At 32.5% G+C, this 14,117-nt stretch carries 15 protein-coding genes; 6 read left to right on the forward strand and 9 right to left on the reverse strand.

The genetic code is table 11. The annotated features are described in order from the left end of the window. The first annotated feature begins 17 nt into the window (after positions 1–17). From BUC31_RS04445 to BUC31_RS04460, 4 genes are all read left to right on the forward strand, one after another. Positions 18–443, forward strand: a complete 426-nt coding sequence (locus tag BUC31_RS04445; RefSeq protein WP_073241622.1) for a SufE family protein — start codon at positions 18–20, stop codon at positions 441–443. Positions 444–449: 6 nt separating this feature from the next. Further along, positions 450–782, forward strand: a complete 333-nt coding sequence (locus BUC31_RS04450; RefSeq protein WP_073241624.1) for an SUF system Fe-S cluster assembly protein — start codon at positions 450–452, stop codon at positions 780–782. Positions 783–818: 36 nt separating this feature from the next. Beyond that, positions 819–1,325 (forward strand): DUF2480 family protein, encoded by a 507-nt coding sequence (locus BUC31_RS04455; protein ID WP_073241627.1) that lies wholly within the window; start codon positions 819–821, stop codon positions 1,323–1,325. 72 nt (positions 1,326–1,397) lie between these two features. Next, a complete protein-coding gene (locus BUC31_RS04460; protein WP_073241629.1) occupies positions 1,398–2,324 on the forward strand; it encodes a DUF3078 domain-containing protein in 927 nt (308 codons plus the stop codon). A gap of 281 nt (positions 2,325–2,605) precedes the next feature. Here BUC31_RS04460 and hflX read toward each other — a convergent pair whose 3' ends face one another. After that, positions 2,606–3,817 carry a GTPase HflX gene (gene hflX, locus BUC31_RS04465; RefSeq protein WP_073241631.1) on the reverse strand — a complete coding sequence of 404 codons (1,212 nt, stop codon included), beginning with the start codon at positions 3,815–3,817 and terminating at the stop codon, positions 2,606–2,608. 167 nt (positions 3,818–3,984) lie between these two features. On the opposite strand from hflX, the gene BUC31_RS04470 reads away from it, so the two are divergent. Further along, complete coding sequence (locus BUC31_RS04470; RefSeq protein WP_073241632.1) at positions 3,985–4,962, forward strand: endonuclease/exonuclease/phosphatase family protein; 978 nt, start codon at positions 3,985–3,987, stop codon at positions 4,960–4,962. 162 nt (positions 4,963–5,124) lie between these two features. Next, on the forward strand, positions 5,125–7,326 hold the full coding sequence (locus BUC31_RS04475; protein ID WP_073241634.1) for a S8 family serine peptidase: 2,202 nt from the start codon (positions 5,125–5,127) through the stop codon (positions 7,324–7,326). A gap of 4 nt (positions 7,327–7,330) precedes the next feature. Here the strand turns inward: BUC31_RS04475 and BUC31_RS04480 are convergent, their stop codons facing one another. From BUC31_RS04480 to BUC31_RS04515, 8 genes are all read right to left on the reverse strand, one after another. Further along, positions 7,331–7,840: a DUF3124 domain-containing protein gene (locus tag BUC31_RS04480; RefSeq protein WP_073241636.1), complete on the reverse strand. Its 510-nt coding sequence runs from the start codon at positions 7,838–7,840 to the stop codon at positions 7,331–7,333. A 92-nt stretch (positions 7,841–7,932) separates the two neighbouring features. Next, positions 7,933–8,655 carry a 3'-5' exonuclease gene (locus BUC31_RS04485; RefSeq protein WP_073241638.1) on the reverse strand — a complete coding sequence of 241 codons (723 nt, stop codon included), beginning with the start codon at positions 8,653–8,655 and terminating at the stop codon, positions 7,933–7,935. 149 nt (positions 8,656–8,804) lie between these two features. Further along, the gene (locus BUC31_RS04490; RefSeq protein WP_139251891.1) at positions 8,805–9,752 is read right to left on the reverse strand and encodes a hypothetical protein; all 948 of its coding nucleotides are present in this window, start codon (positions 9,750–9,752) and stop codon (positions 8,805–8,807) included. 410 nt (positions 9,753–10,162) lie between these two features. Beyond that, on the reverse strand, positions 10,163–10,825 hold the full coding sequence (locus tag BUC31_RS04495; RefSeq protein ID WP_073241641.1) for a CPBP family intramembrane glutamic endopeptidase: 663 nt from the start codon (positions 10,823–10,825) through the stop codon (positions 10,163–10,165). 111 nt (positions 10,826–10,936) lie between these two features. After that, positions 10,937–11,776: a LytR/AlgR family response regulator transcription factor gene (locus tag BUC31_RS04500; RefSeq protein WP_073241643.1), complete on the reverse strand. Its 840-nt coding sequence runs from the start codon at positions 11,774–11,776 to the stop codon at positions 10,937–10,939. A 60-nt stretch (positions 11,777–11,836) separates the two neighbouring features. Then, positions 11,837–12,562: a DUF805 domain-containing protein gene (locus BUC31_RS04505; protein ID WP_073241645.1), complete on the reverse strand. Its 726-nt coding sequence runs from the start codon at positions 12,560–12,562 to the stop codon at positions 11,837–11,839. A 28-nt stretch (positions 12,563–12,590) separates the two neighbouring features. Then, a complete protein-coding gene (locus BUC31_RS04510; protein WP_244534003.1) occupies positions 12,591–13,196 on the reverse strand; it encodes a DMP19 family protein in 606 nt (201 codons plus the stop codon). A gap of 338 nt (positions 13,197–13,534) precedes the next feature. Further along, positions 13,535–14,014, reverse strand: coding sequence for a hypothetical protein (locus BUC31_RS04515; protein ID WP_073241650.1), 480 nt, complete (start codon positions 14,012–14,014; stop codon positions 13,535–13,537). Between the last annotated feature and the right edge of the window lie 103 nt (positions 14,015–14,117).

Raw genomic sequence — 14,117 nt, forward strand, 5'->3', positions numbered from 1 at the left:
TTGTGTAAAATATAGCAATGGAAATTAAAGAGATACAGGAAGAGATTATAGATGAATTTTCTATGTTCGATGATTGGATGCAGCGCTATGAGTACATGATCGATCTTGGCAAGTCACTTCCATTAATTAACGAAGAGTTTAAGACTGACGATAACATTATTAAAGGTTGTCAAAGTAAGGTTTGGGTACATGCCGAGTTAGAAGATAATAAATTGGTCTTCACTGCAGATAGTGATGCTATTATTACAAAAGGGATTATTGCCATTTTAATACGTGCATTTAGTAACCAAAAACCACAAGATATTTTAGATGCCGATACGGATTTTATTGATGAAATTGGGTTAAAAGAGCATTTGTCGCCTACAAGGGCAAACGGTTTGGTTAGTATGATCAAACAATTAAAGTTATACGCAGTAGCGTATCAAACACAAATTGAAGACTAGAAGATTATGAGTGATGAAAATATAGCTGAAGACAGCGCAGAGTTAGGGGAGAAAATTGTTAAGATTTTAAAGACCATATATGATCCAGAAATTCCTGTAGATATCTATGAATTAGGATTAATCTATGATGTTCTGGTGAATGAAGATAATGAGGTTAAGATTTTAATGACACTTACATCACCTAACTGTCCGGTTGCTGAAAGTTTACCTGCAGAAGTTGAGGAGAAAGTGAAATCTTTAAATGCTATTAAAGATGCTGAGGTAGAAATTACATTTGATCCACCTTGGACACAAGATTTAATGAGCGAAGAAGCAAAATTAGAATTAGGACTTCTTTAATCGTTTTGGCTTAATGCTGATTCTAAACATGCTGGTATGCAAGATGAAATCGTAAATAAAGTTGCCCAGAGCAAACTGATTACTTTTAACTTAGAAGATTACTACCCTAAAGGTAATAGGGTAGTGCTAGATATTAAAGACTGGCTTTTTGAAGGTTTTATACTAAAGGAAAAGGAATTTAGGGCTTTTGCTGATGCACATGATTGGTCTCAGTATGAGGGTGCTTATGTAGCTATGCAATGTTCTACCGATGCTATCGTACCTGGTTGGGCATATTTATTATTAAGTGTAAAGCTTAGTGGTATAGCAAAAAAGGCAATTCAAGGTACTTTAGTAGATTTAGAAACCAGTATTTATCAGTCTATTATTGACAATATTGATGTTTCTGAGTATCAAGATAAGTTAATTATTATAAAAGGATGCAGTAAAAAACCTGTGCCTGCTAACGCATATCTGTTTCTCGCAGAGCGTTTAAAACCTGTTGCAAAGTCTATTATGTATGGCGAAGCTTGTTCTTCTGTGCCATTATATAAAAGAAAATAACATAATCGTGCTTAAAGAAGTTCTCAAGTATTATTACCTTTGCGCCACTATAAATTATAAACATTAATTATTATGAAGAAAATTGTATTAACTCTAGCTCTTGCATTTGTTGCAACTGTAGGTTTTTCTCAGACAGAAGAGGAACTAAAAGGTCAATTAGGTGCAGCGAAAGATTCTATCGCAGCTATTCAAGGAAGAGCTGACGCTATTCAAGGTGAAATAGATGCATTACCAGGTTGGAAAAAAGGTGCATTTGGTACTATTGGTGCTAACTTAAGTAGCTTTAACAACTGGTACGGACAAGGTACTCCAGATTTATCTTCTGGTAGCATTGGTGTAACCGTAAATGCTTTTGCAAATTTAAACGAAGAGAAATTCTTTTGGAGAAACTCTGGTAACTTAAACTTAGCATGGGTAAAGTTCGACGATAAGAACGATGATACTGATGATGACAGTTTCAAACAAGGAACAGATGTATTTAATATTACGTCTCTTTACGGTAGAAAACTGAACGAAAAGTGGGCTATTTCTGGTTTAGCAGAATACAGAACTACAATTCTAGATAACTTTAACGATCCAGGATACCTTGATTTAGGTGTTGGTGCTACTTGGACTCCTATTGCAGATTTAGTTGTTGTAATTCACCCATTAAACTACAACTTTGTATTTAGTAAAGATGATTCTATATTTGAATCTTCTTTAGGTGCTAAAATCGTTGCTGATTATACGAAGCAAATTGGTGCAGTTAATTTTAAATCTAACCTTTCTATGTTTCAAAGCTATAAGAGCGGTAATTATTCTAATACTACTTGGATCAACTCTTTTGGTTACACATTATGGAATGGTATTGGTTTAGGGTTTGAATTCGGTTTACGTGATAACAAGCAAGAAGCAGTAAATTATGCAGTTGGTACATTAGGCGAAACTGCTACTGATTTTGATACGGTTGATAACAAGTTACAGACGTACTTCTTATTCGGTCTTAACTACTCTTTGTAGTCTTAGATAGAATTTTAGAAAATAGTATATAATAAAAAAGCCCTCTATCTAGAGGGCTTTTTTCGGTTAAGTAATTATCGTAAAATTTGGGGTTTTACTTTTTAGTTTTCATAAGTTAAATATCGATTTGGGGTCAAGACTTATCTTAAGTACACTGTAAAATTAACTCATATGGTCTTGTTGCAAACAATTTATGTTGTGAACTGATCTCATAATGTGGTGAGATTTACCAACGGTTTAATTTCTTCGATGAACTACCTAAATTTTATTATAATTGGGTTCTAATACTCGTCTAAATGTTCTGGATATAAAAAATTATTATACGGAAAACGAGTAATATGAATGTCTCTTACCTCGTCATAAACACGTTTTCTAAACTCATCTAGATTTTCTTTGTTTAATGCAGATATAAAAATAGCACGGTCGCCCACTTTTTCCATCCAAGTTTGTTTCCAGTCATTAATGGTAAAATGTCTTCCGGTACGTTCTGTAATTAAATCATCATCATCAATGGTTTCATGCTCGTATTGATCAATCTTATTGAATATCATAATTGTTTTCTTATCCGAACTTTTGATTTCAGATAATATCTTATTAACAGATTCTATATGCTCATCAAACTGCGGGTGAGAGATATCTACTACATGTAATAATAAATCTGCCTCGCGAACCTCGTCTAACGTACTTTTAAAGCTTTCTACTAGCTGTGTAGGCAGTTTTCTAATAAATCCTACCGTATCACTTAAAAGAAAAGGTAAATTTCCTATAACAACCTTTCTTACTGTGGTATCTAATGTAGCAAATAGCTTGTTTTCGGCAAATACATCACTCTTACTAATAACATTCATTAAGGTAGACTTACCAACATTGGTATACCCTACCAGTGCCACACGTACCAAAGCACCACGGTTACCTCTTTGGGTTTCCATTTGGCGATCAATTTTTTTAAGCTTCTTTTTTAGTAAAGTAATTCGGTCACGAACTATACGTCTATCTGTTTCAATTTCGGTTTCTCCAGGTCCACGCATTCCAATACCCCCTTTTTGGCGCTCAAGGTGCGTCCATAAGCCGGTTAGTCTTGGTAGCAAGTATTCATATTGTGCAAGTTCTACCTGTGTTCTAGCATAACTTGTCTGTGCACGCTGGGCAAATATGTCTAAGATTAAACTAGTACGATCAATAATCTTGCAGCGTAATTGTTTTTCAATATTACGTTGTTGACCAGGTGTAAGTTCATCATCGAAAATTACCGAGCCAATTTCATGCTCATCAACGTATTTTTCAATTTCTTCCATTTTCCCAGTACCAATTAAGGTCTTAGGGTTTGGAATATCCATACGTTGGGTAAAACGTTTTAAAACTTCACCACCAGCAGTATAGGTAAGAAACTCTAGTTCATCTAGGTATTCCTTGACCTTTTCTTCATTTTGGTCTTTATTGATGATACCAATAAGAACCGCTTTTTCATAATCTATACTCTTCTTTTCTATCATAAATTCCGTAAAGTGTAAAATTAAGCATTTACCGATAAGCTATTTCGTATTTTTATTGACTCGATAATCGAGATTATGTGCTCTGGAGCTTTCTAAGGGAATATTAAATTAATTTTCCCCAAATGTCTCTTTGCTTCTCTAGAGTTAGTTTCTCCTTAAAATAATACATGCGATTTCCATTCTTTAAGAAAAAGACAAAAAAACAGCGTTATACGATTGCATTCTACAATTTAGAGAATCTATTTGATCCAGAGCGCAATACCAAAATTTTAGACAAAGATTATACGCCTAATGGTGCAAAAAAATGGACCGTAGAGCGATATCAGCGTAAATTAGATAAACTCTCTAAGACTATAGTTAAGATAGGTGAAGAAGATCACCCATACCCGCCTGTATTAATAGGTGTTGCCGAAGCTGAGAATAATAGTGTATTTAAAGCATTGTTAGATACCAAAGCTATGGACGATTTAGATTATGGATTTATACATTATGATTCACCAGATGAACGTGGTATAGATACCGGTCTTATTTACCGAAAGCGCTTTTTTAAAGTTTTACATTCAGAACCATTGTTATTATTGGTTGATAATGCCGGCGGAGTTAGGGATACAACCAGAGATATACTATATGTAAAGGGAGAATTGAATAAAGAATTGGTACATGTCTTTGTAAACCATTGGCCATCTAGAAGGGATGGTGGTGTAGAGACAGAATACAAGCGGGTTATTGCTGCCAAAGAAATAGTTCAGAAAATTGAAATGATTAAGGAAACCGAATTGGACCCCAATATTATTGTTATGGGCGATTTTAATGATGATCCGTCGTCAACAAGTCTTCAAACTATGGCAGAAGGGGCTGGTCTATTTAATCCTTTTGAGAAAATACATATACCTAATAGTAAAGGCTCTTCTGTATATGGTAATAAATGGAATATGTTTGATCAGATATTGTTATCTAGTTCTTTTTTCAATTATGAAAAGAGCACACATAGTTTTGATAGTGCAGCAATCTTTGATCATAAGTCTTTAAAAGAGAAAAAAGGTAAGTATAAAGGTACGCCGTATAGAACATTTGTATCTGATCGTTACATGGGTGGTTATAGCGATCATTTTCCGGTTTATGCGATGTTTACCTTTAATTCTTAAAGTACCGTATATCGAGAGAAAAATCCTACACATCATAAAATGATGTTTTCACAACAGGTTGAACATTATGTTTAAGTATTTCGTCGAATAAAAGTGGTCATTCACCGAAAGCTTCAACAAGGTTAATATGTTTGTAGTCCAAATCCTACAATTTTTAAACCTATGTTGACTACCTACAACTTAATCTACCGTAAAAGTAGTGTCTTAATACTACTCCTTTTTGTGTTCTTGGCAACAAATGTTGTTACTGCGCAAACTTCGCAAGAACGTTTAAAAATTGCAGCTAATAATAAGAAGACTGAATTGGCAAATTTCAAATCGAATTTGGTTTCTGATTATGCTCTTGAAAGAACTCACCTTAAAGAGGTAGCAAAACTGAATAATTGGAAAATCAAAGAAACTTTAGCGAACGGTAAAAAAATTGAATTACAGGGTATAGGGGTAGATGGTAGTCCTCTATATTATGAAACTTATTCTGATCAGGCTGGTTTGGTTTCTAGAGCAAGTACATTAAATACAGATGGTTTAATGGGACTTCACTTAGATGGAGATGGAATGAAAGTTGGTGTTTGGGATGCTGGTGTAGCATTAGAAAATCATATTGAATATACATCTAGGGTTACTATTGGTGATGATAATGCTGAGGTTGATACACATGCTACCCATGTTACAGGAAGTATAATTTCTACAGGACTTAAAAGGGATGCTAAAGGTGTAGCAAATATGGCTAATGTAGTATCGCATGATTGGACAAGAGATAAGATTGAAGTAACAGAAGCTGCTGCTGACGGACTTCTACTTTCTAACCACTCTTACGGTATTAAGGCTGATCGTGTTCCAGACTGGTATTTTGGTGCTTATACGAAAGTGGCTCAAGATTGGGACAAGATTATGTACAACGCTCCTTACTACTTAATGGTAACTGCTGCAGGTAATGCACAAAAGAGTAGAGATAACTTAGAACCTACATACGGTAAAACAGCTGATGGTTTTGATGTATTGTTAGGTTTTACCATTTCAAAAAATAATATAACTGTTGCTGGTGCCAATTCTAAGATTGATGGAAACGGAAATTTAAAAACTGCTGATGTTTGTACCTACAGTAGTTTTGGTCCGGTTGATGATGGTAGAATAAAGCCAGACATTGCTGGTAACGGTGGTGCTGTTCTTTCTACAGATGCGGCTAGTAATACTAGTTATGAAACTTCTTCTGGTACTTCTATGGCTACACCAGGTGTTACTGGGTCATTATTGTTGTTACAACAGTACAATAAAGAATTATATGGTGCGTATATGAAAGCAGCCACTTTAAAAGGTTTGGCTTTACATACTGCAGATGATATTGACGATTTAGGTCCAGATTATAAAATGGGATGGGGAATCATGAATTCGAAAACCGCTGCTGAGGTTTTAAATAACAAAGATTTCTCTAGCCACATTGCCGAAGAGACATTAGAAAACGGAAATTCATTTTCTTTTGATGTAACTGCAGAAGGTAACGAAACATTGATCGCTTCAATTTCTTGGACAGATGTTCAATCTAGTTTTATTAATTCTGGTACGTTGAATAATACAACTGCGGCTTTGGTAAATGATCTTGATATTAGAATTACTAAAGACGGACAAACTTTTTTACCTTGGAAATTGAATCCTGCTCAGGCAGCTAGCGCAGCCACAAAAGGCGATAATAAAGTAGATCCTTTTGAAAGAGTTGAAATACCTAATGCAAATGGTACGTATACTATTACTGTTACCCATAAAGGTGAACTTGTAAACGCTATGCAAGATTTTTCATTGATTGTTTCGGGTGTTGCTATGACAACCTGTTCTATAAATGCGCCAGAAGTTGGTCTTGATGAAACTGAAATGACCACTGTAAAATTAGCTTGGAATGCTTCAGAAGATGCACTTTATGAAATTCAGTATAAAGAAGTTCACCAACAAGAATGGTCTACAGAATACATTTCTGTAAATAACTTCAGCTGGAAGGGATTGTTAATCGATACTACCTATTCTTTTAGATTAAGAACGTTCTGCTCACAAAACATCGCTTCTGAATTTAGCGAAGTTGCTACGTTTACTTTTAATGGTGAAAATACGGAGTTAGAAACCTTACATGCTTTAAATGAAGATTCTAATATTCCGTTTAGTGTTTATCCAAACCCTGCGGTAGATGAAATACAGTTGAATGTAAAAACGTCTGATACTACTACCTATAGAATAATGAGTACAGGTGGTGTGGCATTGAAAATGGATAAAGCATCAGATGCTAGAATCAACGTTTCAGACTTACCTTCAGGTTTGTATATTTTACAAATTCAAGATGCTGACGTAAGCAAAAGCACGAAATTCTATAAGTACTAGAACCCTATTTTATTCTTCTAGATTGTGTAGTAAATGAAAGTCCTTGTTGACCAACGGTAGAATTCATAATACCTTCAAATAATGGCTCTGGGCAATCTTTAGGTGCTTGCCATTCAAAAATAAAGTTAGAACCGGTACCTCCTTCAACGTCCATTTCGTCGATAATAATTTCAGCCGTTTCTAAAGGAGCCAAATAAATAGGATGGCTAAAGTAATTTCTTAGCGAAACACCATGGGTATCAAAATATTCGGCCTTAGAGAGATAAATAGTATCGACATCGCTTGTATTTCGTAAACTTACCATAGCGGTTAAATTATGAGTTTTATGTTCAGAGCTACTATAAATTTGAGAATAGATAGATAAATAAGACTTACCATACTCTAAAGAATCTTGAACCTTCATGGTAATTTTTCTCTTCGCCCAGTTTTCAGGGTGTATAGAACTTATTTCCTTTTCTTGTAAACAGCTTGCCAGTACTAAAACTACAGAGAATAATAAGATGATTTTTTTCATAGGTATGGCTCGTTTTTGAACAAATGTTGTTACTAACAAAATTACATCATTAGTGCTATTTTTATATGGGTGGATTCAATTTTAACGTGTTTCTATTCATTAGCTACTTTCTTTACTTCATTATCCGTTAAAAGATCTTGATTTCGCAGTCTTAAATACACTTGCGCAGTGGTTAGTACATCTAGTTCGCAATAGGTAACAATACGGTTTAAATCGTTTTCTTCATAATACACAACCCTAACCATGCTACCGTCAATATCTTCTTTAGGGGATGGTATGCCCAACACATGTGCCATAAGTTTTAGTGAAGTATAATGTTTGTAGTCACCAAATTTCCAAAGTTCCATGGTGTCTATATGCGGAATCTCCCATGGTTTTTTGCCAAATAGATCTAACTTTTGAGGTAGCGATATACCATGAATAATCATTCTTCTAGCAATGTACGGAAAATCGAATTCCTTGCCATTATGCGCACAAAGCACATTTTTAACATGATTAAAATGCTCATTTAATAGGTCTTTAAAATCTTGTAGAAGTTTCGCTTCTCCCCCATAAAACGTGGTGATTCTAAAACTACGCTCCTCTTTTTTAAATGTAAAGTAGCCTACAGATATGCAAATGATTTTACCAAATTCAGCCCATATTCCAGCTCTTTCGTAAAACTCTTCTGCAGTTACATCGTTCTTTCGTTGGTATTGAGATTTGTGTGCCCACAGTTCTTGTGTGGTTTCATCTAACTGGTCAAATGAGCTCTTTTCAGGTACGGTTTCTATATCTAAAAACAAGATATTTTCAAGATGTATTTTATCAGGCATAGAAAGGTAAGATACTAATAAGTAGGAAATTAACACAATTTTGCTTTTGACTTACTGCGTAGTATTTTTGATTTTAATTGCTTTTGGGAGAGTATTTATTGTTTTAAATAATTTCAATAGACCTCGTAAACATTATAAATTCTTAATATTTAATCTTTATATAAAACACTAATTTTTTGATCAGATAATTCTTTGAAATAGCCTAAACAGTATTCATTTTCAGTTATACATTCTTCCTGAATTAATTCATGCCATTCAGATTTAGATAGCAATAGTTTACTGTAATAGTCTATAGATTCTATTGATTTTTCTGAAATAGGATTATCAGAATTTGGTATTGATTTTAGTTCATTAATAGCCCAACTTAATAAAGTGTTTACCTGTACTTTCGTTAATTGATTTCTATGCTTTGCAGTATATTTAAAAATAACCCGACCTAATTCATATCTAACTCTTAATGAATTCGGGTTGCTACCTAGGTATTCTTTACAAGTAATAATTGATTCTTTATAATCACCATCTCTAGAATTTATTGATAATATTTTGCTTATAATTTTTTCCTTGACGATAGTACTTAAGGTATCATTGTGTTTTAACTTGTTGTATAGGATTTTTTTAATTCGATCAGAATGTTTAAGAAGTAAATCGCTATTAACATTGACTTCTAAAGGTTTGGAATAAATGGTTAATGAGTCTTTAATCCTAAATGAAAATCTTATTTCTGTATTTAATTTCCCAGTATATTTTCTCTTATGATAAATTTCATAAGTGTATGAGTCCTTAAATAAATTGATAGTTCTTAACCCCGTTCCACAGATATATGTACGTTCTGATAATTGATCAAATGGTTTCCAAATACCATCAATATTTTTAATTTCTTTATTGAATAATATTTCAGCATTGTATCCACCAAAAATGTTTAAAGTATCTGTTGTTCTATTAATAAGATAAATATTTATGTTTTTGGTTGAATCTATAATTTTTGCAATAATTGAAATTTCATCATTCTTAAATTTAGTAGATTCTTTTAATTTTTTAACTCTACGATTTTCCTCCATTCCATTTTGACCAATACAAATGAAGCTTAGCATGGTCATAATGATGAAAGTAAGAATTTATTTGTATCTCATTTTAATTATAATGGCTAACTATTCACTAAACGCACTCAAGCACGTTTATACCTTTTCACAAGTAATTTAATAAAACTAAAGCTAAGTCAACAGTTCACTTCTGTTCAGCGGAACTAATTTAGATGTTTTATGCATCTGCAATTATGATATAATTAGTAATCATAAGTACTGAGAGGAGAAATAGTCTCAAAAACATCAAACCGACCAACTAGTCTATTTTTTACTGCTAAAATGTGAAGTAAATTATTAAAAATACCGGCGGTAGTCACAGTTGTATCGACAAAATACAAAGTATAAGAAGTTTAATGAGTGTTTTTTGATATTTAAGTATATATAATTAGGCTAATTTATAATGTACCTATTGTTTCCAATTACCATTAAGCCAAGCCGTAGTAAATACAAATTAACGATATGGTGTCAAAAAAACCATGTACGGCAATTACAAACCATAAATCGTATTTGCGTAAGTAGAATATCAGCGCTATGAGCCCTCCAACGGTGCCTGCAACAATTTGTCCGGTTATTCCTTGATAACTATGCATGAAGCCGAAAAAACAAGCTAACAAGACAATATTAAGAACAATACTTAATTTGCTTTCTCCAAAGAATTTTATAAATTGTTTCATGAAATAACCACGAAAGATAATTTCCTCTCCAAACCCAGCAGTAGCCCACACGACTACTACAGCAATCAAGCAAGCGGGAAGATTTCCTTTTAATTCTTTAAAGCTTGAATAATCTATAGGAACTCCTGTGAGTTTTGTGATCGTAGGAACCAATAAAAAGACATAAAAAGTAAAGAGACCTAAAGCAACTAATGGCGCTAGTACAAAGATATTTTTGACTGTAAACTTTTCTCGTTGAAAGCCTAATGCTGAAAATGGTTTCCCATTGTATTCTATATAATTTGATAAGATGATTATTATAGAAATAACAATGTTTTCTATATAACTTAAATTAAGAGGTCCAAACCATATAAAGCAAATGACTGCAACGGTAATTAATGGAATTACTATTTGACGTAAGGTAACTTTGTTCATTATTGTTGGTTTTAAATTCTAAGCGAATTAATGAACAAAAACGCTGAACCCCCTTTTAAATACTTATGTTGTTACTGAATGGTAGTAAATTAATAACTGAATAGTCGGTGTTTATGATTGAAACCAATTCATAAATTCTTTTCGCTTGTACCGACTTATGTTTATTTCTTTAATAGCATCATTTTCAATAGCAGCTTTTAATTGAATACGTAGTTTACCATTTTCAATTTTTTCTATTTCTTCTACAGCATCTTTGTGAACTATAATTTGCCGGTTGGCTCTATAAAATAATTGATTATTTATTTTTTCTTCCAGCTCATTCAATATAAAATCAGTGCTTATTGTTGTGCCATCAGTTTTAACAGCAAATACAACTTTGTTTTCGCTGTAAAAGCATGCAATATTTTCATAAGCGAGCTTTGTAGTTTTTGCACCGCTTTCTATGGTTACCACAGCATCTTTTAAAGATGACTTATATAAATTGTACACGTCTTGGGCATACGACAACCCTATAAGAATAAAACTCAATAGTAAGGTAATCAGTAAACCTATTAATAAATAATAGAACTCAATCTGTCCATCTACGACTAGACTAAAAATAAAATTTACAGGAATATACATGAGTGTAATATATCCTAAGGTTGAAGCCATGAACCATGCTATAGTTGCCATTTCAACTTTTTTAGAGAAATGCTTCTTCTTGTAATATTGAAAATTAACCTCGGTTATGATGCCAATGAGAATGCATAAAACAATAGATGCCAAAAAACCTACAATGGGGAAGCTATAAGAATCACTGCCAGGGAAACTTTCACGCTCTGCTAGATGATTTATGACCAAAGAGAAAATAATCAATACAGTTACTTTCTTAAACCAACGCCATGAAGAACTACTGATAAAAGTTTGCCAGGTCATTTTCAAGGTGTTTTTGGTCGGTGGTTTGGTGCTCATTAATTAGAAGCTCTATTTTTGATAATGGATTTGTGATTTATTACAATGTCAATAACAAGATTATAGCTTTCCAGTTATTTTGAAATACATATTTCCAATTACAGAGAAGAGTACAAGTAGTAACCACCACATACTATTTTTAGTTTTCTTGTCAATGTTTTTATTTCTTCGAACTTCATAAAATGAGTATCCTAAAAATAAAATCAATATTGATCCAGTAATACCTACTAATAATTTGTTTGTAGAGATAAATACGGTAGCCATTAAACCTAGTACTATAAGAATTAATACTCCTTTGTATTTTTCGAATAGCGGTTTTTTGTCAGAATACGTTATAGGTTTAATTTCAGATAATACCTGTTCAAGTTTCTCTGAATTATTTATTTGAGAAGGAACTCCGATAACATCTGTATATGAATTTCCGACTATAGTTAATATGCCTTTAGGATTTTTAATTATAGATTTAATTTCATTTCGAGGAATAGAAATAGTCTGGGTATTGTTTTGTTCTCTTACTATTTCATATTCATTTACAATCAACTTGTAACTTTCAAATAATTCTTTTTGCCTATTAATCCCTTTAAATAATCCAAAAGCTAATGCTCCAACGACTAATGGAATTAAAAACAATAATACATTTACATCGGTTGTTTGACCGTTTGAATTAATATGACTGATAGTTAATCCAGTTCCTGCTGCTAAAATTGCAACTGGTATAGTTTTAATAATCAATGCTTTTTTTATTTCAGCAAATCCATTTTCCTTTATTTGAAATTCGGTATTCATTTTTAATATATTGCTATGTAGGTAGGTTTCATTTTACAACTTCATTTCTATGTTTGTTCGCATACTTATAATATAAAATGCTCATTGGTCCATCTGGATAACTCGAAAAATTTCTACCTAGTTCCATCATAACTTTTTCAGAAGATTCGTTTGAACTTTTAAAAAACCAACTCCCGTCTTTTGGTAGTAATTCTACAGCTTGTTTTATAATGCTTGAAGATTTAAAAGCACCTATTTCTCTTAAAGAAATAATTACTTGTTCATTATACTGCGGAAACCATTCTTGTAAAAAAGTCAATATAGTATCTGACTGACCAGCATTTTCCATATGCATACATAAAAACAAATTAAGTTGTACCTGGCTTAAATCATTGGGGTTTTTATCGTATCGATTTACGAGAATTTCATGCAATACAATTGAAAAGTCACCATCGTCATGTAAAGAAAATAAACTTTCAAAATCTTCGTTTTTTACAATTTCATCACGAATTTTTATTTCTTCAACCATTTCATCGGTCATCCATGATAGTCTAGTTGCATCTTGATTTGTTTTTTCTGTAGTATTAACCTTATTGTTCTTATCGGCACATCCAACTGTGAGGAGTAGAATTAGAAGTGTTCTATATATTCTCATAGTATGTTTAGGTTTCTTGAGACGATTTAGTTTTTTTGTATAGAAGCTTTAAACTCTGGTTTAGAGCACTAGAACTCTTATTGATTATAGGTGTTATTAGTTTTTCTAGCAACATGTTATAGTAAGCACTATTTTTTGGTTTTTGTATTTTCTCAGTTCAAATAAAGATCTTCCTTTCTTTTGGTTTAAGTGCAATGGATCAAATTAATGTTGCTAAAACAAGAGGGATTCCTATTGCGATTCCAAAAAAGCCTACATACTTTTGATTTTAGGACTTTCATAAAGCTAGTATTTTAAATTTATTGAAGATAGGACTCGTAAAAAGTGGTGGCGGTTAATTATTCAAGTTGTGATATTAATTCTTCTATATCTTTATTTATATATTCTCCAACTTTAGTCCGAAACTCACCTTTTTCGTTCACTATTATAACGCCATAACAGGTTTTGTCTTTGGAAAAGGCAAGATTTAAGAAAAAATCATTAGTGTCGGTAAAGTGGTTCTCAGAATCTATTATTTTTTTTGCTTTTAAGCCTTCAGAGTAAACATATATGTTTCTGATATTCTCTAGGTCCATTTTGGAATAAAATTCACTCCACCATTTTAAAGAATTTTTTAAATTTTTATAGTTATCATAATGACAACTGCTTTTTGGTTGCCGGAAATTGACAATTAATAGCCCTTCGGCTTTCCAATTATAATTTTCCTTTATAAAACTTAACTCAACTTCAGTAAGTTTTTTGTTTGTAGAATTCTTATGGTTTTCATTAAAACTTAAAAATCCAACTGATAGTATTAGAAGTATTATTGTTCTTTTCATATGTATTATAATGATTTAGCTAAGCTCAGAGCTGAGATAAAAAAAATTTCCATGTGCGTAAGAAGTCACAGCTTAATTCTTAATTTTTTTTGTAATGTTAAAA

Source organism: Maribacter aquivivus (genome assembly GCF_900142175.1).
Taxonomy (GTDB): domain Bacteria; phylum Bacteroidota; class Bacteroidia; order Flavobacteriales; family Flavobacteriaceae; genus Maribacter; species Maribacter aquivivus.

Excerpts from the sequence above, each read along its gene's own strand:
- BUC31_RS04510 (WP_244534003.1), bottom strand. The coding sequence starts at position 13,196 with ATGAGAATATATAGAACACTTCTAATTCTACTCCTCACAGTTGGATGT.
- BUC31_RS04485 (WP_073241638.1), bottom strand. The coding sequence starts at position 8,655 with ATGCCTGATAAAATACATCTTGAAAATATCTTGTTTTTAGATATAGAA.
- BUC31_RS04490 (WP_139251891.1), bottom strand. The coding sequence starts at position 9,752 with ATGACCATGCTAAGCTTCATTTGTATTGGTCAAAATGGAATGGAGGAA.
- BUC31_RS04475 (WP_073241634.1), top strand. The coding sequence starts at position 5,125 with ATGTTGACTACCTACAACTTAATCTACCGTAAAAGTAGTGTCTTAATA.
- BUC31_RS04505 (WP_073241645.1), bottom strand. The coding sequence starts at position 12,562 with ATGAATACCGAATTTCAAATAAAGGAAAATGGATTTGCTGAAATAAAA.
- hflX (WP_073241631.1), bottom strand. The coding sequence starts at position 3,817 with ATGATAGAAAAGAAGAGTATAGATTATGAAAAAGCGGTTCTTATTGGT.
- BUC31_RS04500 (WP_073241643.1), bottom strand. The coding sequence starts at position 11,776 with ATGAGCACCAAACCACCGACCAAAAACACCTTGAAAATGACCTGGCAA.
- BUC31_RS04515 (WP_073241650.1), bottom strand. The coding sequence starts at position 14,014 with ATGAAAAGAACAATAATACTTCTAATACTATCAGTTGGATTTTTAAGT.
- BUC31_RS04495 (WP_073241641.1), bottom strand. The coding sequence starts at position 10,825 with ATGAACAAAGTTACCTTACGTCAAATAGTAATTCCATTAATTACCGTT.
- BUC31_RS04460 (WP_073241629.1), top strand. The coding sequence starts at position 1,398 with ATGAAGAAAATTGTATTAACTCTAGCTCTTGCATTTGTTGCAACTGTA.
- BUC31_RS04445 (WP_073241622.1), top strand. The coding sequence starts at position 18 with ATGGAAATTAAAGAGATACAGGAAGAGATTATAGATGAATTTTCTATG.
- BUC31_RS04455 (WP_073241627.1), top strand. The coding sequence starts at position 819 with ATGCAAGATGAAATCGTAAATAAAGTTGCCCAGAGCAAACTGATTACT.
- BUC31_RS04480 (WP_073241636.1), bottom strand. The coding sequence starts at position 7,840 with ATGAAAAAAATCATCTTATTATTCTCTGTAGTTTTAGTACTGGCAAGC.
- BUC31_RS04450 (WP_073241624.1), top strand. The coding sequence starts at position 450 with ATGAGTGATGAAAATATAGCTGAAGACAGCGCAGAGTTAGGGGAGAAA.
- BUC31_RS04470 (WP_073241632.1), top strand. The coding sequence starts at position 3,985 with ATGCGATTTCCATTCTTTAAGAAAAAGACAAAAAAACAGCGTTATACG.